An 18,691-nucleotide genomic window follows, 5' to 3' on the forward strand; every position below is an offset into this window, starting at 1 on the left:
CGGTGGGTGGTGTCCAGGGGGCGTGCGGCATTTTCCGGGGGTCTGGGGGTCGCTCCCCGGACAGACACAGCAGTCAGGAGCCGGTGATGGACCTGTACGAGCACCAGGCAAGGGAACTCTTCGAGGAACACGGCATCTTGGTGCCGAGGGCCGAGGTCACGGACTCGCCCAAGGAAGCACGCGCGATCGCCCGTCGGCTCGGCGGCCGAGTCGTCGTAAAGGCCCAGGTGAAGACCGGTGGACGCGGCAAGGCGGGTGGCGTCAAACTCGCCGCCGACCCGGCCGCCGCCGAGCTCACGGCACGTCAGATGCTCGGCATGGACATCAAGGGCCACACGGTCGGCAAGGTGATGCTTGCCCAACCGGTCGACATCGAGAGCGAGTTCTACGTCAGTTACGTCCTCGACCGCGCCGCCGGACGCTTCCTCGCGATCGCGTCGGCCGAGGGCGGCATGGAGATCGAGGAGGTGGCCGCGCGCCGCCCGGAGGCGGTGGCGCGTGTCCTCATCGACCCGGCCGAGGGCGTCACCTCGGCGAAGGCGACCGAGATCGCCGAGGCCGCGGGGCTGCCCCCGGAGTCCGTCGACGTTCTCGTACGCCTCTGGGGGGTGCTGACCCGCGAGGACGCCGTGCTCGTCGAGGTGAACCCCCTCGTACGCACCGCCCGGGGACAGATCCTCGCTTTGGACGGCAAGGTCACCCTCGACGACAACGCCCGCTTCCGCCAGGCACGTTGGGGTGAGCAGGAGGCCGCGCACGACGACCCCCTCGAGGCGGCGGCCGCGGCCAAGGGCCTCAACTACGTCAAACTGGACGGCGAGGTCGGCATCATCGGCAACGGCGCGGGCCTCGTCATGTCGACGCTCGACGTGGTCGCGGGCTGCGGCGCACGCCCCGCCAACTTCCTCGACATCGGCGGCGGAGCCTCCGCCCAGATCATGGCCGACGGCCTCTCCGTGATCCTCTCCGACCCGGCCGTGAAATCCGTCTTCGTCAACGTCTTCGGCGGCATCACGGCCTGCGACGCGGTCGCCGACGGCATCGTGCGGGCGCTGGAGACCGTGCGGTTGACCAAACCCCTCGTGGTCCGCCTCGACGGCAACAACGCCGCCCGCGGCCGCGCCATCCTCGACGGCCGCGCGCACCCCCTGGTCCAGCAGGCCACCACCATGGACGACGCCGCACACCGCGCGGCCCGACTCGCCACCGCCGGCTGAAGGAGCAACAGGACATGGCCATCTTCCTCACCAAGGAGAGCAAGGTTCTCGTCCAGGGCATGACCGGTGGCGAGGGCATGAAGCACACCCGGCGGATGCTCGCCGCCGGCACGGACGTCGTCGGCGGGGTCAACCCGCGCAAGGCGGGCCGGACCGTCGACTTCGACGACCGGGCGGTGCCCGTCTTCGGCTCGGTGCGCGAGGGGATGGCGGCGACCGGCGCCGACGTCACCGTCGTGTTCGTACCGCCCGCGTTCGCCAAGGCCGCGGTGGCCGAGGCCGCCGACGCGGGCATCGGGCTCGCCGTCGTCATCACCGAGGGCATCCCCGTCCACGACTCCGTCGCCTTCCACGCGTACGCCGCCACGAAGGGCACCCGGGTCATCGGCCCCAACTGCCCGGGCCTGATCACTCCGGGGCAGTCGAACGCGGGCATCATCCCCGCCGACATCACCAAGCCTGGGCGCATCGGCCTGGTGTCCAAGTCGGGCACACTGACGTACCAACTCATGCACGAACTCCGCGACATCGGGTTCTCGACGTGCGTGGGCATCGGCGGCGACCCCGTCGTCGGCACCAGTCACATCGACTGCCTGGCCGCCTTCCAGGACGACCCCGACACCGAACTCGTCGTCCTCATCGGCGAGATCGGCGGCGACGCAGAGGAGCGGGCCGCCGCGTACGTCCGCGATCACGTCACCAAGCCCGTCGTCGCCTACATCGCCGGTTTCACCGCGCCCGAGGGCAAGACGATGGGCCACGCCGGCGCGATCGTCTCCGGCTCGTCGGGCACCGCACAGGCCAAGAAGAAGGCCCTCGAGGCGGCCGGAGTACGGGTGGGCGGCACACCGACCGAGACGGCCCGGCTGGTGCTGACCCGGTTGGAATCGGAGCGTGTCGCCGCACAGGGGTGAGATGAGACGTCACTCATAGTTGATGTGAGGTGACTGTCACGAGCGGAGCCTCCTCAGTACCTTCCTCCGTACGTACGCGACCACCCTTCGCATACGAACGCTTCCCTCCGTACGTACGCGACCACCCCTCGCGTACGAACCCCTCCCTCCGTGCGGACGCGACCACCGTCCTCCTCCGCACGGATGCGACCACTCCTCGTCCGGGCCCGTGCACCATGCAGCTCGGCAGGAGCCAGGCACCTCCCGCCCCCGACTGTGCACCGAGAGCGGAGACATCCGAATGGCATCCACCCTCAACACCCCCCTCGTCCTGAAGTCCGGTACGTCCTGGGACGACGCCTGGCAGCGCTGCCTCGCCGTCGCCCCCGAGGCGTTCCAGGAAGACCGCGTCCTCAATCTCTGGGACGCCTCCTGGCGGGCGGACGGCCGGGCACTGCCCGCCACCAGTCCGGTCGACGCAAGCCCCATCGCGGGCCCGCCCCGCCTGAACGCCGCAACCGCTCACCTGGCTGTACGGGCCTCACTCGACCAGCACCGGGCCTGGCGCCACGTCCCGCTCGCCGAGCGACGGGCGCGCGTCGCGGCCACCCTCGACGCCCTGACCGAGCACCGCGAGCTGCTCGCCCTCCTCCTCGTCTGGGAGATCGGCAAGCCCTGGCGGCTCGCGTTGGCCGACGTGGACCGGGCGATCGACGGCGTGCGCTGGTACGTCGACGGCATCGAGCCCATGGTGGACGGCCGGGCTCCGCTCGAGGGGCCCGTGTCCAACATCGCGAGCTGGAACTACCCGATGAGCGTGCTCGTTCACGCAATGCTGGTACAGGCATTGGCAGGGAACGCGGTCATCGCCAAGACCCCGACCGACGGCGGCGTCGCCTGCCTCACCCTGGCCGGCGCGCTCGCCGCACGCGAAGGGATCCCCGTCACCCTCGTCAGCGGCAGCGGAGGCGAGCTGTCGGAGGCGCTGGTCCGCGCGCCCGAGATCGGCTGTGTCTCCTTCGTCGGCGGCCGTGACACGGGCGCCGCGGTGGCCACCGCCGTCGCCGACCTCGGCAAGCGGCATGTACTCGAACAGGAAGGACTCAACACCTGGGGCATCTGGAACCACACGGACTGGGACGCACTGACGGCCGTCATCCCCAAGCTCTTCGACTACGGCAAGCAGCGTTGCACCGCCTACCCGCGCTTCGTCGTCCAGCGCTCGCTGTTCGACGAGTTCCTCGCCGCCTACCTCCCCGCCGTCCGCACCCTGCGGGTCGGTCACCCACTGGCCGTCGAGCACCCCGAAGACCCCTACCCCGCGCTGGACTTCGGGCCCGTCATCAACGCGGCCAAGGCGAAGGAGCTGCACGACCAGGTGGCGGAGGCCATCGACCGCGGCGCCGTCCCGCTGCACCGCGGCAGGCTGACCGACGCACGCTTCCTGCCCGGCCAGGACACCGCGGCGTACGTCCAACCGGTCACGCTCCTGAACCCGCCGCCGTCCTCACCGCTGCACCACGCGGAGCCCTTCGGCCCGGTCGACACCATCGTCCTGGTCGACACCGAGGCGGAGCTGCTCGCCGCGATGAACGCGTCGAACGGCGCGCTCGTCGCCACGCTGTCCACGGACGACGAGGCGACGTACGCCCGACTGGCCCCGCAGATCCGCGCGTTCAAGGTCGGCCGCGGCAAGCCCCGTTCCCGCGGCGACCGCGACGAGCTCTTCGGCGGCCTCGGCGCGTCCTGGCGCGGCGCCTTCGTCGGCGGCGAGCTGCTCGTGCGCGCCGTCACGCAGGGGCCGGTGGGGGAGCGGCTGCCGGGCAACTTCCCCGAGTACCAGCTCGTTCCGTGAGATGAGGGTGGGCGGTACCCGCTTCAGGGCGCCGCCCGCTCCCTTGGACTCGTGCGGACTCCTGCGATGATCTCGTCCACCAGCCAGCGGGCGACACCCGTCGGGTAGGGCTGGGGCAGACTGAGCACGACATGGTTCACCCCGATGCCGATGAGATCGGCGACGGTGGCGCGGGTGGCGGCAGGATCGTCGTACGAGACGACGACCTGTACGGAACGGGTGATCTCACGCGGATCGCGTCCGATGTCCGCGCAGTGCGCGTCCAGCACCCGACCGCGCTCGGCGACGAACTCGACGTCGTTGTGCGGCGGTCCGGGGACGTTCCAGATGTCGGCCTGCTCGGCGACGAGCCGCAGCAGTCGAGTTCCCCAGCCGCCGATCAGCAGGGGCGGCCCGGGCCGCTGCACCGGCTTGGGCTCGTTCCGCGTGCCACGCAGCCGGTAGTAACGCCCCTCGAAGTCGAAGGGGTCGTCCCGCGTCCACATCCGGCGCAGGATCTCGACCGTCTCGCCGAGCCGGGCGACCCCCTCGCCCGGCGGGACGAGGGAGAGCCCGTACGCCTCGTACTCGGCGATCGCCGGATTCTCGCCGGCGATCCCGCCCGCGCCGGGCGGCTGATGGGTGCCGCCGACACCGATGCCCATGACCAGCCGACCGCCGGAGATCACGTCCACGGTCGAGGCGATCTTCCCAAGGACGGCGGGCGGCCGGATGCGGTTGCTGGTGACGAGGAGCCCGAGTCGCAGCCGCTCGGTCTGGGCGGCCAGGGCGCTGAGCAGCGTCCAACTCTCATGGATCTGGCCGTCCTTGGGGCCACGGAGCGGAAGCAGATGGTCCCAGAGCCAGGCGTCCTCGATCTCGGGCAGGGCGTCGGCCTCCTGCCAGACACGGCGGATGTCGTCGTAGGAGACGTGCATGGGGGTGGTCTTGATGCCGAAGCGCACGCGTTGATCGCTCATATCGGTCAGCGTAGTAAATCATCAGCAGTCCTGACAATCAGTCTTGGGTACAGTTATGGGCATGACCGGTGAGCGCTCTTCTGTACCTCCCGTGCCCCTTGAGTCCCGGCTCGGCTATCTGTTCAAGCACGCCCAGCAGAGGCTGGCGCGGGCGTCCGCGGAAGCGCTGGCGCCCTTCGGGATCGACGGGCATGAGCTCGCGGTGCTGGCGGTGCTCGCCGCCGAGTACCCGTTGTCGCAGGTCGAGGTGGCCGGACGGCTCGGCGTCGACCGCACCACGATGGTGGCGCTCGTCGACGGTCTGGAGGACCAGGGGCTGGTCGAGCGGCGCCGCAGTCCGCAGGACCGACGCAAGAACATCGTGGAACTGACGCCCGTGGGCCGGGACTGCCTCGACCGGGCCGAGCGTGCGCGCCGGGCGATGGAGCGCCGCTTCCTCGCCCCGCTGGACGAGGAGGTGGCGGCCACGCTCGTGCGGGCCCTGCAGATCCTGGTGGTGGAGGAGCGTCAGGTCACGGAGTGACGGCGCAGGTCTGGTCTCACGGAGTTTGTGTGCGCCACCGTCACCGAGGTGCCGTCCGCGGTCACCTCCGCGACATCCGGTAGCCGCCCGATTGCGCACCGTGAGCACCCTGATTGCCTCCGCGCAGGTGCTCCCGCGACCCGGATATGCAGGTGAAAGGCACTGCGAAACCTTGGTATTGTTGTCCATGTCGCCGCGGGGAACACCTCCGGCCAGGCGGCAGACACCTAGTCCGGGTGGCGGAATGGCAGACGCGCTAGCTTGAGGTGCTAGTGCCCTTTATCGGGCGTGGGGGTTCAAGTCCCCCCTCGGACACACATGGGACCTTCACGAGATCGTCCCCAGTACGTTCGCGAATTGCCGGTTGAGTCATATGGCTCACCGGTTTTTCGTCGTTCCTGGGGCCTTCGGGTCGCGTGATCGGCTCGGTGAGGGGGCGGTGCGGTGGCGGTTCGGGTGCTGCGCGTCTCACCTGCGGAAACAGGACATGCCTGCGCGACGGTTCGTGGCCGTTGCGCAGGCAAGTGGGGCTTTCCACAACCACGCTTCTTCCATCCCAGTACCAAGCGGGACTGGCGGGCGATGGGCGCACAGTACTGGTGTCGAACAGCCCACCGGTCCGCCGACATCGGTCGTCTGTTGGGCGACGTGACGCAATCGCGGTCCCACACGCGGCGAGGGCTGCTCGAGCACCCTGACGCCGCAGGCGGCGGGCGACACGGTGTCGCCCGCCGCCTGGCGGAAGGGATTCAGGTCCAGATGCTTGGGGAGTGACGTGGCGTCAGCCGGTCGCGCTGCCCGCGACCCACTCGCTCCACGGCATGTTCCAGTCGCTGAGGCCGTTGTCGGGGGCCAACATGGTCTTGTCTTCGGAGTTCTTGACGATCACGACGTCACCGATCATCGAGTTGTCGAAGAACCATGCGGCGGGCTGCTTGCCGTCGCCGCCGCCCTTGACGTCCTTGAGGCCCACGCAGCCGTGGCTGGTGTTGACCTTGCCGAAGACCGCGTCGGCACCCCAGTAGTTGCCGTGGATGAAGGTGCCCGAGGCGGTCAGGCGCATGGCGTGCGGTACGGCCTCGATGTCGTAGGAGGGCTTGCCGTCCTTCTTCGTGAGGCCGACGGTCGCACCGTTCATGTGGATCTGCCTGAACTTCTCGGAGATGACCATCTGACCGTTGTACGTCGGGTGCTCGGTGCTGCCGGACGAGATCGGGATGGTCTTGATCGTCTTGCCGTCCCGTACGACGGTCATCTGCTTCGTCTTGGCGTCGACCGTGCTGATCTGGCTCCGGCCGATCTTGAACGTGACCGTCTTCTGGATGCCGTGGAGGTTGAGCGTGACGGTGACGGTGGAGCCGGGCTTCCAGTATTTCTTGGGGCGGAAGTCCAGGCGGTCGTCGTTGAACCAGTGGCCGACGACCTGCTGGCCGCTGCTGGAGCTGACCTGGATCTTCGACTCCACGACGGCCTTGTTGCTGATCGCCTTGTCGAAGTTGACCGTCACCGGCATGCCCACGCCGACGGTCGAGCCGTCCTCGGGGGAGAGGTGCCCGATGAAGTTGTTCGCCGGGGAGACCGTGGTCATCGTGGCGTTGCCGGTGACGGAGCGGCCCTTGGCGTCCTTGGCCTCCGCGGCGACCTGATACTTGGTGGCCCGCTCCAGCCGGCCGTTCGGCTTCCAGGATGTGCCGTCGGCGGACAGGGTGCCCGGAACCTCGGCACCGGTCGCGACGGCGGTCATGGTCACCTTGGTGAGCTTGCCGTTGCTGACGGTGACCTTGACGGAGTCGTTGATCCCGACGGCGTAGGCACCTTGCTTGGGCGTGATCATTATTCGGGCGTCGGAAGCCTCCGGGGTGGCCGCCTGATCCGCCCGCGCCTGCGGTTTCGGGTGATTCCCGGCATCGTTACCGCTGGTAGCAGCGTTGCTGGTACCGCCGAGGGCGGTGAGTGAGAGCACACCGCCGAGTACGCCGACCGCAGCCACCAGCCGGGTGCGTCCTTTATGTGCCGTTATCAAACGCTTCTCCCGTGTCACTGGTCGTTGAATCCCTGGAGCTGGATGCCGAGGGTGTGTAGCTAGCTATAAAACTACTTATATGGGCTCATCTGTCCTTAAATGAGCAAACTGTGGTGAAGGCCACGCGCCGTCGAGTGCGTCGCCGAGGTCCTGCTCGACTGACGGATGGCGCGTAGTCGATCCTGTGGGGCTCGGAAAGTCATCGCTGCAGCTCAAGCGGCATATCTGTACTCGTTGATGACTCCGCCGAGGACGCGGGTGCGTAGGAGCCTTCGTGGGTGGGGGCGTGCCCGATAGCGGGCTGGTCCTGAGCCTCGGGGGTTGTACCACTCGAAAATACGATTCGATGCTGTGCGCTGCGGCGATGCCATTCGGTCAGGCAGCGTGTCGGTACTCATTGATCAGGCCGCCGAGGACGGGCCGTCGTCGGATCCGATGCGCGTGGAGGTCGATGACGGTGGCCGGGGCGGGTGGTGCAGTGCTGTCCGGGGACAGTTGTTGCCTAGCCTGATGGGGACGATGCTGGTTGTAGTGCCGGATGTACTCGGCTAGGACTGCTTGGGCGTGGGTCTCGTTGTGGATCAGGATCCGGTCGAGGACTTCGCGGCGTAGGGTGCCCACGGCTCGCTCACAGGTCGCGTTCGCTCTCGGTGCCCGAAGTGGGCTGAGAGGACCTTTACGGCGTCGGCCTCGAAGACCGCGTCGAAGGCATCGGTGTATTTGCTGTCCCGGTCCCTGATGAGGAAGCGCGGAGAGTCCATGCGGCACCCCGACGTCATGGCGAGATTCCTGGCCTGTTGGACCGTCCGCTGGGCGGTGGGGTGGGTGGTGACCCCGGCGAGGTGGAGGCGGCGGGTGCCGTGCTCGATGAAGACCAGGGCGTACAGGCGCTTGAGCGAGATGGTCTCGAGGTGGAGGAAGTCGGCTGCGATGATGCCGTGGGCCTGGGCGGTGAGGAACTGCCGCCAGGTCGGGCCGGAGCGCTGCGGGGCGGGGGCGATGCCCGCGGCGTGCAGGATCAGCCAGACCGTGGACGGGGCGATCGAGTAGCCAAGGCGCGCGAGTTCGCCCCTGTATGCGCCGGTGGCCGCAGGTACTGTTCTCCTTGGCCAGGCACAGGACGAGTTGCTTGACGGTGGGTGTGGTGGACGGTCTGCCGGGGCGGCCTCTCGGTGGGGCAGGCGCTGACGCATCTCCGGCAGGTGTCAGAACACTCCGCCCATGCGACCTGAATCCCGGGCGGCGCTTTGCCTCACCTGGCTATGTGCCTCACCTGTCGGTGATCTCGGAGAGCCAGGCCGTGTCCTCCGGGCCCGGCGCTTCGGGGCCGGGCGCGGGCAGCCGACGGACCTCGCCCGTGCGCAGGGCGACCGTGGCCCGTGGCCGCATCGGCCCGTCGCCCCTGCGTGAGAGCAGGACGAGTTCCCAGACTGTCGCTGTCATTGCGTCGAGCCGCGTGGCGCAGTCGGCGGTGACTTGCCGCGGATCCCGGGTCCGGCCCAGGGACAGATGTGGGGTGAAGTTCTTGGCGGGCCCACGACAGCGCGGGAACCGCTGCCGCAGTAGGCGGTGCAGGTCCGCCCACGGCGTCTTGCCGGCCGCCGTCGGGTCGAGCCACACGGTGAAGTACGCCCTGTGCCGGAAGGTGCGCACCCCGTCCAGCCGGGCGGTGAACACCGGCGTCTCGGCCGTCGCCGCGGCGAGCAGCGGGGCCGCCCGCTCGAAGTCCGACTCCGGCACGAAGCCGAAGAGCACATTGACGTGCGGCGGCCAGCGGTGGATCTGCGGATCGTAGTCCTGGCGGATGTCCTGGATCGGCGGCCACAGCTCCGCAGGCGGGATCCAGGCCACCGCCGTGCGGGCCGTCGGGGACACGTCGAGGGCGTCGGCGGGCTCGCCCCTGCCGGAGCTCGTGTCGAAGCTCAGGTCCGCTTGCGGGTCCCGCACTCGGCCGGCGCCCGACGCGTCGAAGCGGTCCACACCCGTGGCCCGGTCCCAGACCACATCGCCGTCCGCCTCGATGAACATCACCCGGTGCCACGGGATGTCGCCCCCGGGCACGAAGGACGACAGCGGGATGCGTTTGAGGGCATCCCCGCGCTGGCTGATCCCCAGCACGAACCGGGCCGGGTCGAACCGCGAGTCCCAGCGGACCCGGTGATAGATCTCGTCGCTGGTCCGCATCACGCCTCCTCTTCCCGCCTTCACACCTTCTCTTCTCCTCCAGGGTGCCGCGCACCCGGCCTTCTACGGTTGTTCCGCTCGCACCGCGACGCATCAGGTGCGGTGCGCCTGACGGGGGACGGCAGGGAGAGCCGGTGTGCCCGTGCGGTGAGCACCCGCGGCAGCACTGCCGCACCTCTTCTCGGCGTCCTGTCGGTTCTGGGACCGGCTTGTTCGTCACGGCCGGTAGCGTGGGCAACGAGACAGAGCCCTGCGAAAGACAAGAGCGGGAAACCATGCGGATGATCTTCAATCCCGCTGAGGAGAACGAGTACGAGGCGGTTTGTGGTCTTCTTGTCCACCGGTTCGAACAGTGGGCCTGGGAGAACGGGATCCACGCCGATCCGTTCGTCGTCGAAGCCGCGCTGGACTACCGCCATCTCGGTACGCCGGACGGCAGGCTGGGACTGTGGGACCAGCGGCACATCGAGGAGTTCCTGCTCGACTGGGTTCCGCGGACGGTGACCGTACTTCCCGACGAGGAACCCGCCGATGCGCCGGGCACTCTGCGGTGCCTGCTGCGGTATCTGGACGCCGTCCATCTTGCCGATCCCCGAGGGGCGTCCCTGCCCGAGGTGCTGGAGGCCGTCGACGCGGCGGCGCCCCACTACGCGGAGGCGATGGCCGACCGCAGCCTCTGGGGCCTGGCGAAGTTCTGGATCACTACCGCCGCGGAGCAGGGCGTCGACGTCCACGACGAGCAGGCGTTGCAGGACTTCGTGGGGCGGGCACAGGGTGGCGAGGTGCCCTACGACCCGGAGGTGCTTCAGACCATCGTCGAGCGGCACATGCGGAGTTCCGGGCCCGTACGGTCCGAGCCTCAGCTCCCGGTCGCGCTCCCGGGCGACGACGTCCTGCGGGAGCAGGCCGGCCGGTCACCGGTCCTGCGGCAGCTGCGCGAGCTGGCCGAGTGGGCGGGGCGCGACCGCAGAACGCTCACCGGTTCCGGCAGGCTGCGTCTGTCGGATGCCCGGGAACTCGTAGAGCGGCTGGACACCGGAGATGACACGGACTCGGTCCGCTCGTCCGCGGACCTGCCGCGCCTGAACCTCCTTGTGGAGTGGGCGAAGACAGCCAGGCTGATACGAGTCGTCAAGGGGAGGCTGTACGCGGTGGCCAAGGCCGAGCCTGTGCTGAACGACCCGCTTGCACTGTGGCGGCGCGCGTTCGACGCGTTCCGCGAGCTGCCCAGCCCAGTGAGGGACGGGCGCGGCGGCAGGTACGGAGAATCCGTGCTGTTCGACGAGTACGACATGTACGGCGTCGTCCTGCCCGACGTACTGGCAACCCTCTACAGCCTGCCGTACCCGATGCCCTGGCCCGGGCTGCGGGACACCGTCCCCCTCGCCTACCGCTCAAGTTCCCTGCTCGAGGTCTTCGCCACGGACTCCATCGGGTTCGGACAGGCGGATGACGATCTGCGCACCGTGCTGAGTGTTTTGGAGGACCTGGGGGCGATCGAGTGCCACCAGGGGATGGGCGACCCTGTCTTTGCGGATCTGGCGATGAGCGAGAACGACCTGGACGACGCCCTGCTGGACGAGACCCTGTCGGGTGACGCCGTGTTGGACGGCGCCCCGCCCGATGACGCCCTGTTGAGTGGCGCTCTGCTGGATGACGAGGCCAGCCAGCGGGCCCGGAAACTGAAGTCCGAACTGAGCTCGGGCCCGGTCGAGTTGATCCGTCTCACTGACCTCGGAACGGACTCCGTGCGCCGTCGGCTGCTGGCCGAAGGCCGGGATGCACCCCTGATCGGCGAGCTTGCCCAGGCCTCGCCGGCCGGTTTGCTGGGCGTCCTCGCCGATCACTACGATCCGGAGTCCGCCCGGGTGGAGCTCGCCGCGTGGATGGCCGTCCACGGCGACCGGTCCGCGGCGCTGGAGCAGCTCGTCCACGCGGTGCGGACCATGCCGTTCCGTACCCGGGCCGAGGCCATGCTGGACGTCCTCGTCTCATTGCTCGACGACGGGGAGCTCCTGCTGCGAAGCCTGCGTTCGGACTCCTCGCTGGCTCCCACCGCGCTGAGCCTCCTGGCCCGCCGGGAGATTCTCACCCCCGAGGACCTCACGGAGCCGGAAAGCCTGCTCATGGTCGCTGAGAGCCTGTTGCAGCTCTGTGAGGCGACCGGTGCCGACGGGGTGAGGGAGGTACTACGCCAACAGGGTCGCGAGGCCGAAGAGGCCCTCCGGGCGGCTCTGGCCTCCGGTCACCCGGACCGGGAGGGCCTCGCGGACCTTCAGGCCCTCGCCGAGTGTGTGCCCCGGGAGCGCGAAACCCACGTCGGCCTTGTTCAGCAGCGCGGCCACCGAGAGAACGGTGGACGGGGCGGCAAACGGCGCCGCTGAGGACTTGGCGCTTCCTGGCGCTCAAGGGCGACGCCGGCGGCCGCGTGACCGTATGACAGGTATGCCGGCGGCCTTGAGGGACTCCGCCTGTGGGGCTCGGGATCCGGCATGGCTGACTACCCCCCGCCCGTCGGTGTGCACGACGAGCCGGGGACGTGACCCGGCAGTGTGCATGGAGAACAGCACCGCGAGCTGAGTCGAATCTTCGAGCGGCACACGGTCGGCCTATGCTTGCCGCCATGAGCCGTTGGGCGGAATTGACCGGGGGGACGTCCGGGCAGGACTACGCTGCGCGGTTCGCGGTCCTGGCCGATAGCGGGAAGGACATGCACGGTGAGGCGCGGTTCTGTACGGCGCTCGTGCCTGCCGGAGCGCGGGTGCTGGACGCCGGGTGCGGTACCGGACGGATCATGATCCGGCTCGCGGAGCAAGGGTACGACTGTGTCGGGGTGGATCTTGATCCGTCCATGCTGGCAGTGGCGCAGAAGGAGGCGCCGGGACTGCCTTGGTTCCAGGTCGATTTGGCCAAGTTCGACCCGGCCCTGCTCGGCATCGCCGCGGACTTCGATCTCGTGGTCGCCGCAGGCAACGTTTTCCCGCTGCTCGCTGCTGGCACCGAGGCCACGGTGGTCGAGCGCCTGGCCGCGGCCCTGCGCCCGGGCGGTCTGATCGTCGCCGGCTTCGGCCTGGACGAGGCCCACCTGCCGGTGCCGCCCAGCATCACGCTGCCAGAGTACGACGACTGCTGTGCCGCGGCCGGCCTCACCTTCGCCGACCGCTTCGCCACCTGGGACGCCGACCCTTACGATGGCGGCGGCTATGCCGTCAGCGTCCACCGCCGGTGAGGTTCTGCGGGACATCTTGATCACCCGCGCGCCCGCCGTGCGGCCGGCGGTTTCTCCGAGTAGTGCGCGAACAGCCACTCGGGCGGTGGCAACCAGTTCTCACGAGGAGTTGGTGGGGTGGGCCGGCAGCCGTTCGTGCAGCAGGCCGAGCGCCCACTGAATGGTCTGTGGACTTCCGTTGCGGGTGGCGGTGGCCTGCAGCGGATGGAAGACCGCGTGTGCGGGGGTGCGCTCGAAGTCCGCGCGGCGCACGGCGAGTGCCTCCGCTGCGTTGCCCGCCCGTGTGAGCAGGTCCACCAGGGCATCGCGCAGCGGCGGCAGGTAAGGGCTGGTGGGGTGGGCGGCCAGACCGCGGCGCGCCCAGACGGTCGCCTCCTCGGTGCGGGCAGCGTCCCGCAGCGCCTCGGTGATCTTCAGATACTGGCCCGGGGTGCGCAGGTCGCGCGCCACCACACCGATGTACCGGTCCGTGTCGCCGACGTTCGCGGCCAGCTGTTCACGCAGATCCTGAATGTGCAAAGCGGCCCCGTACCGGTCCTCATCCGTAAGGCCGGACGCCCGGTCCTCGACCAGGTCAGCGAGGTGCGCCAGTCCGACAGGCCCGAGGCCGGCAGCGAAATCCGCCACCTGGAGGTCGGGCCGGCCGGGCCCGTCGAAGGTGGTCTTGTCGATCCACGTGGCCAACGTCTGCGGACGCCTCGGCGGCGCAGCACATACGGCCTTGGCGTAGAGGGCCGTCAACGCACGCAACGCGTCGCCCACAGTGCCGCCGGAGTCATCCAGGTACATCAACGCCTTCGCCACCCGGTCCACCGCGGTGCGCAGTTCCGGCGCCACCTGGTCCGCCAGCCCGCCGTCCAGCAGCCGCTCGGCCGCTTCGTGGACGGCCCGGGCCGCATCCACGTATTCGCCGTCCCCGGCGCAGGAGCCGCGGCGCCTGTCCCGGCGCAGCCCGTCCACCGGCTCGGCCAGCTCCTCAACCTCGCTCATCCGGACATCCCATCAAACCGCCGCGCAGGTAGGCTGCCGGGCCGTGAGCGAGTACCAGTACTACGAGTTCCTGGCCGTCGACCGCCCGCTGACCAAGGCCGAGATCGCCCAGGTAAGAGCGCTGTCTACGCGGGCCCGGATCACCTCCACCAGCTTCGTCAACGAATATCACTGGGGTGACTTCCACGGCGATCCCACCAAGCTCGCCGAGCAGCTTTACGACGCCCACCTGTACTACGCGAACTGGGGCAGCCGCCGTCTACTGCTGCGTATCCCCGCCTCCGTGCTCCCGGCCAAGATCGCGCAGGGCTACGCGCTTCAGGAGACACGCGCGGTGTGGACGCGCGGCGGCCATACCCTGCTGGACTTCTCCCTGAGCGCCGAGGACGGCGGCGAGTGGGATTTCGAGACCTCCTTCGAGCTCGCCTCGTTCGCCGGGCTCCGCGCCGAGCTCGCGGCTGGGGACCTTCGCCCGTTGTACCTGGGCTGGCCGCCGTCGCCGTCCGGGAGCTCGCGGACGATGACGAAGAGGAGTACCAGCGCGAAACGGAGCCATCCGTCCCCGCCGGGCTGGCCGAACTGACCGGGCCGCAGCGGGGCCCTCGCGGACTTCCTGCGCGTCCCGCAGGACCTGCTCGCCGTCGCAGCGTCCGACAGCGCTCCGGCCACCGAGTCGGCGGCCGCCCCGGACAGGCTCGCCGCCTTCATCGCCGGACTTCCGGCGCCCGAGAAGGACACCCTGCTGCTCCAGGCAGCCCTCGGCACAGCCCCCCCCAGCTCGGCCCCGGACTCCTGGCCCGCTTCCGGCAATCCCTACGCACCAGCGAGGGCGGCCCCGGGGTACGCCGCAGCGCGGCCCAGCTCCTGGACGCGGCCCACCGTCACCGCACCGTGCGCGCCCAGCGGGAGCGCGCCGCACGCGGGGCGGCGGAGCAAGCGCGAGTACGGGCGGTCGCCGAGGCCCGCGACGCGCGCCTGGACCACTTGGCCCGCGACCAGGCGACCGCCTGGCGAGCCGTCGACGACCTCATTGCCCAGCGCAAACCGGCCGCCTACGATCAGGCCGTCGCGCTGCTCAGTGACCTGCGCGCACTCCACGCACGTCAGGGCAGCGCCGTCGACTTCGACCGCAGATCCGGCGAACTGCGCACCGCCCACCGAGGAAAGCCCTCGCTCATGCGCCGATTCGACGACCTGGGCTTCCCCCACCCCTGACCGTCCGGCCGGGCGAGCCGAGCCAAGGCGCCTTCATACGTGGGTGTGCGCCGAAGCCACCCACTGGGCCGGGCGGCTTCGGCACGGAGTTGGGGACGGCCAGAGGCGGGCGCGTGCGGCACGTCCAGGCACAGCCCGACCGCAGCGCGGCGATGTCGGCCGTCGATACCACATGGCCCGTCCTGGTGTCAGGCCGGTAAATGAAAGGGGAGTTGGGCTGCCGGTCCTCGGTAGGGTCGCGGTATGAGCAGAGCATCCCCACCGCCAGTCCGAGCCGTCGACTCCCCGTACGAGCAGTTCCTCGCGACGGTGGGCAGGCAGCCGACGGCGGCGCAGTGTGAACAGTGGGCCGACGAGCACCCCGGGGATCCGGACCAGGGCCGCGCCCCGGTGCACGCCGGATGGCTGACCGCCCGCGGCAAGCAGCACCAGGGCGACGACGCAAAGGCGCTGGAGCTGTTCACTCGGGCGACGAAACTCAGCGGCGCGGCCGGCCGACAGGCGCAGGTCGGGGTGGTGGCGACGCTCTACGCGCAGGACCGCGAGCGGGACGCTGAACAGGCCGAGCAAGCCCTACGCGAGGAGCTGACCGAGCAGCCCGATGAGGCCGTGCCCGACCTGCAGGTCTTCGACGACATGGTCGACATGCTCGGGGAGATCGGCAGGTCCGAACGGGCCCTTGACTGGTGTCTGGCCGCCCTGGCACATCCCGCAGCGCGGGAGAACGAGGGGACCGTTGGTGGCGAGGCCGCCCGACTGCGCCGCGGGCTGCGCATCAGCCGGGCTCTCCTGCGCCGGGACCTCGGTCTGGAGCCGACCGACGACGACCTGGCCGCCGAATCCGAGGCTGACGCCGAACTACGGGAATTCGGCGAAGAGTTGGACCGGGCACTGAGTGGGCTGCCGTCGGGGAGGCCGGTGGAGGTGCCCGAGGACACAGCGGCCTTCGACGGGATCGGGCTGCGCTGGGTACGCGAGGACTTCGCCGCGGTACGCACCCGCTGGCCCGAGTCGACCCCCTCCTACGGGGACGACTACACCGCCTACATACAGCGGCTGCAGACCGACGCGCGCACCTACGCGGAGGCCGGCGCCGCCCGGGTGCACATCGTCAGCGCCACCCTGGCCGCGTGCGAGGAGTTCGCCGTCCGTGAAGGGCGCGATGCCGACAACCCGGACACCCGTCGCGCGTTCAGCAGGCATGTGGTGCGCGCGCACCCGGACGAGTCGCCGGCCTGGCCCCCGCCGCGGAACGGGCCATGCTGGTGCGACTCGGGCCGAAAATACAAGAAGTGCTGCGGCGCCCCGGCCAGGAACTGATCTCGCAGGGAAGGACCACACAGTGGAGGGTCTGTCGGACCAGGACCTCGACGCCATGATCGCCGAGGCGCTCGTTGACGCCTACGGCGAGGACGAGGAACTGGTCGGCTTCCATGCCGTGCTCAGCGACCGCGTTACCGTGCCCTTCACCACCGAAGTGTTGGGAGTCGACGTCATCGTCGAGGAGATCGACCTGCGACCAGGCAGCGGGGTGGTGGCGATCTGCCGCCGCGGACGGATCCTCCAACCCATAGGTCTGCGAGACCTCCCGCTGCCCGACCCTCCGCCCGAGGGCGCCGAATGGATCGAAGCTTTCCGCCACTGGGCCCTGTGAAGCCCTTCGGCGAAAAGCGTCCCGAAGAGGGAGGGATGCGTGCTCCGGAATCAACAGGGCCCTTGACCCTGTCTCAGCGCCGCAGGTGCCCCAGGACGGATCGCACCGCTTGCTCCACGGCGTCGCACGCCTGCTCGGTACGGTCGATGGTCTCGAAACCATGGTGGCCGAGCGGAACGTCGATCACCTCGACATCGGCGTCGTACTTCTCGGCGGCGGCCAGGAATTCCTCGACCGTCACCGCGATCTCCGCGCGCTCCAGCTCCACCCGGGTCAACACGATCGGCAACCGTCCCGCGGTACGCACCGCGTCCGCCGGACGGAACAGGGAATCGACAAGCCCCCAGTTCGGCAGCGGTGTGAGTATCGGATAGCTCGCCGCGACGCACCGCAACCACGGCGGGGGCGCCGCGAGCCAGTCCGCCGACAACAGCCCGCCACTGGAGAAGTACCACAGCGCCACGCGGTCCCCGTCGACGCGCGGATCGGCCCGTACGAGGTCGACCGCTTCGGCTGTGTCCTCGGCGGCCCGACCGCAGTCGGCGAGATCGTGCAGCCGATGGTCCAGCGTCACGCCGATCTCCCCCCAAACCCGCCACGTACCGGCCGTAGCCGACGAAGCCCGGCCAGTCCCGGGGAGTCGGCCGCACATCGGGGTGGACCGGGCCACCGTGGACGAACACCACCGCCGGCCGCGGGTGGTCGGCTTCAGCGAGGTCGTCGGGGAGGTATAGATCGACCCGTCCCACCCGCTCGCGAGGCCGCTCCGGCACATCCATCAGGAAGGGGCGAAGATGCGCCGGCTGTTCGTTCGCCGCCGCGGCCACCCGGTGCCCTTCTCCCGCGGCGGCCCGCACCAGTGTCTCGGCCACCTCCTCGGGGCAGGAGAGCATCGGCCAGTGCCCGGTGTCGAGTTCGAAGAAGCTCACCCGCGGGTCGGTGAGCACTTGGAAGCGCGGGTCCCCCAGTCCCACCAGGGCCTTGACCATGGCGATGCTCGAACCGTTGGCGGTGCACAGGACGCCGGTGTTCGGCAGCTCGGAGACCGCTTTCGACAGGCGGAGCGGCTGGGTGAGCGTGCCCACCGGCTGCGGTACGGCGTGTGCCGCCAGCCGAGCCAGCACGGCGGGCGAGAGGCCGGCAACGCTGCCCCAGCGCTGCCACTCCTCAAGCGGCGGTTCCCGCCCTCTCCCGGCGGGACTAGTCTCAAACGAGGGTGCCTACGATGAATCAGCGGCTCCTGGCCAAGACCTTCGTCGAGCTGGCCGACAACCTGGTCGCCGACTTCGACCTCATCGACTTCCTGCGCCTGCTGACCGACCGCTGCGTGGGCATGCTCGACGCGAGCGCCGCCGGGGTGCTGCTCGCCGACCAGGACGACAAACTTCGCGTCATGGCCGCCTCCGACGAACAGGTACGTCTGCTGGAACTCTTCCAGCTCCAGAACGACGAAGGCCCCTGCCTGGACTGCTTCCGCACCGGCACCCCGGTGATCGTCCCCGACCTGACCCGGGAGATCGACCGCTGGCCACGCTTCGTCACGGCGGCCCACCGCAGCGGGTTCGGGGCCGTCCAGGCCCTGCCCATGCGCCTGCGGGACGAGACCGTCGGTGCCCTGAACCTCTTCCGTGCGACCCCCGGCCCCTTCGACCTGGCCGCCACGCCGCTCGCCCAGGCCCTGGCCGACGTCGCCACCATCAGCCTGCTACAACAACGTTCCAGCCAGCGCAGCACCGTCCTCAGCGAACAGCTGCAGACTGCGCTGAACAGCCGCGTACTGATCGAACAGGCCAAGGGAAAACTCTCCGAACGCCAGAGCATCGACATGGAACAGGCCTTCACCGCCCTGCGTGGCTATGCCCGTTCCCACAACCGGCGCCTGTCCGACGTGGCCCGCGCCTTCATCGACGACTCCGAACCCCTCCCCGGCCTGGGCACCTGACCACCCG

At 69.7% G+C, this 18,691-nt stretch carries 14 protein-coding genes, 1 tRNA gene and 3 pseudogenes; 12 read left to right on the forward strand and 6 right to left on the reverse strand.

The annotated features are described in order from the left end of the window. Positions 1–86: 86 nt before the first annotated feature. From sucC to ACFZDJ_RS23890, 3 genes are all read left to right on the forward strand, one after another. The gene (gene sucC / locus ACFZDJ_RS23880) at positions 87–1,217 is read left to right on the forward strand and encodes an ADP-forming succinate--CoA ligase subunit beta (protein ID WP_390929657.1); all 1,131 of its coding nucleotides are present in this window, start codon (positions 87–89) and stop codon (positions 1,215–1,217) included. Positions 1,218–1,231: 14 nt separating this feature from the next. Next, the gene (gene sucD, locus ACFZDJ_RS23885) at positions 1,232–2,131 is read left to right on the forward strand and encodes a succinate--CoA ligase subunit alpha (protein WP_391061241.1); all 900 of its coding nucleotides are present in this window, start codon (positions 1,232–1,234) and stop codon (positions 2,129–2,131) included. 280 nt (positions 2,132–2,411) lie between these two features. Beyond that, a complete protein-coding gene (locus ACFZDJ_RS23890) occupies positions 2,412–3,965 on the forward strand; it encodes an aldehyde dehydrogenase family protein (protein ID WP_390929653.1) in 1,554 nt (517 codons plus the stop codon). 23 nt (positions 3,966–3,988) lie between these two features. Here ACFZDJ_RS23890 and ACFZDJ_RS23895 read toward each other — a convergent pair whose 3' ends face one another. Then, complete coding sequence (locus tag ACFZDJ_RS23895) at positions 3,989–4,924, reverse strand: LLM class flavin-dependent oxidoreductase (RefSeq protein ID WP_391061244.1); 936 nt, start codon at positions 4,922–4,924, stop codon at positions 3,989–3,991. Between the two features lie 61 nt (positions 4,925–4,985). Here ACFZDJ_RS23895 and ACFZDJ_RS23900 point away from each other — a divergent pair, with 61 nt between their 5' ends. After that, positions 4,986–5,447, forward strand: coding sequence for a MarR family transcriptional regulator (locus ACFZDJ_RS23900; protein WP_391061247.1), 462 nt, complete (start codon positions 4,986–4,988; stop codon positions 5,445–5,447). Between the two features lie 230 nt (positions 5,448–5,677). Then, a tRNA-Leu gene (locus ACFZDJ_RS23905) sits at positions 5,678–5,762 on the forward strand. A gap of 466 nt (positions 5,763–6,228) precedes the next feature. On the opposite strand, the gene ACFZDJ_RS23910 is transcribed toward ACFZDJ_RS23905, so the two are convergent. The 3 genes and pseudogenes from ACFZDJ_RS23910 to ACFZDJ_RS23920 all read right to left on the reverse strand — a co-directional run. Then, positions 6,229–7,467, reverse strand: coding sequence for an Ig-like domain-containing protein (locus ACFZDJ_RS23910; RefSeq protein WP_390929990.1), 1,239 nt, complete (start codon positions 7,465–7,467; stop codon positions 6,229–6,231). Between the two features lie 378 nt (positions 7,468–7,845). Further along, positions 7,846–8,640 (reverse strand): annotated as a pseudogene (locus ACFZDJ_RS23915) (integrase core domain-containing protein); the annotation flags it as partial. A 177-nt stretch (positions 8,641–8,817) separates the two neighbouring features. Continuing rightward, a pseudogene (locus tag ACFZDJ_RS23920) lies at positions 8,818–9,654 on the reverse strand (RNA repair domain-containing protein); the annotation flags it as partial. A 281-nt stretch (positions 9,655–9,935) separates the two neighbouring features. On the opposite strand from ACFZDJ_RS23920, the gene ACFZDJ_RS23925 reads away from it, so the two are divergent. Then, positions 9,936–12,038 (forward strand): hypothetical protein, encoded by a 2,103-nt coding sequence (locus tag ACFZDJ_RS23925; RefSeq protein ID WP_391061250.1) that lies wholly within the window; start codon positions 9,936–9,938, stop codon positions 12,036–12,038. Between the two features lie 239 nt (positions 12,039–12,277). Beyond that, a complete protein-coding gene (locus ACFZDJ_RS23930) occupies positions 12,278–12,883 on the forward strand; it encodes a methyltransferase domain-containing protein (RefSeq protein WP_391061703.1) in 606 nt (201 codons plus the stop codon). A 99-nt stretch (positions 12,884–12,982) separates the two neighbouring features. Here the strand turns inward: ACFZDJ_RS23930 and ACFZDJ_RS23935 are convergent, their stop codons facing one another. Continuing rightward, on the reverse strand, positions 12,983–13,873 hold the full coding sequence (locus tag ACFZDJ_RS23935) for a hypothetical protein (protein WP_391061253.1): 891 nt from the start codon (positions 13,871–13,873) through the stop codon (positions 12,983–12,985). Between the two features lie 43 nt (positions 13,874–13,916). On the opposite strand from ACFZDJ_RS23935, the gene ACFZDJ_RS23940 reads away from it, so the two are divergent. The 4 genes from ACFZDJ_RS23940 to ACFZDJ_RS23955 all read left to right on the forward strand — a co-directional run bounded on the left by ACFZDJ_RS23940 (position 13,917) and on the right by ACFZDJ_RS23955 (position 16,742). Then, positions 13,917–14,456 carry a hypothetical protein gene (locus ACFZDJ_RS23940; protein WP_391061256.1) on the forward strand — a complete coding sequence of 180 codons (540 nt, stop codon included), beginning with the start codon at positions 13,917–13,919 and terminating at the stop codon, positions 14,454–14,456. Between the two features lie 308 nt (positions 14,457–14,764). Further along, positions 14,765–15,088: a hypothetical protein gene (locus ACFZDJ_RS23945; RefSeq protein WP_391061259.1), complete on the forward strand. Its 324-nt coding sequence runs from the start codon at positions 14,765–14,767 to the stop codon at positions 15,086–15,088. 243 nt (positions 15,089–15,331) lie between these two features. After that, positions 15,332–16,408, forward strand: coding sequence for an SEC-C metal-binding domain-containing protein (locus ACFZDJ_RS23950; RefSeq protein ID WP_391061262.1), 1,077 nt, complete (start codon positions 15,332–15,334; stop codon positions 16,406–16,408). Between the two features lie 22 nt (positions 16,409–16,430). Beyond that, the gene (locus ACFZDJ_RS23955; RefSeq protein WP_099498388.1) at positions 16,431–16,742 is read left to right on the forward strand and encodes a hypothetical protein; all 312 of its coding nucleotides are present in this window, start codon (positions 16,431–16,433) and stop codon (positions 16,740–16,742) included. Positions 16,743–16,815: 73 nt separating this feature from the next. On the opposite strand, the pseudogene ACFZDJ_RS23960 reads toward ACFZDJ_RS23955, so the two are convergent. Next, positions 16,816–17,935 (reverse strand): annotated as a pseudogene (locus ACFZDJ_RS23960) (alpha/beta hydrolase family protein); the annotation flags it as partial. 32 nt (positions 17,936–17,967) lie between these two features. Between ACFZDJ_RS23960 and ACFZDJ_RS23965 the strand changes: the two are divergent. After that, entirely contained in the window at positions 17,968–18,684 is a 717-nt protein-coding gene (locus ACFZDJ_RS23965; RefSeq protein ID WP_390929640.1) for an ANTAR domain-containing protein, read from the forward strand. The last annotated feature ends 7 nt before the right edge of the window (positions 18,685–18,691 follow it).

This window comes from Streptomyces sp. NPDC007896 (assembly GCF_042959425.1).
Taxonomy (GTDB): domain Bacteria; phylum Actinomycetota; class Actinomycetes; order Streptomycetales; family Streptomycetaceae; genus Streptomyces.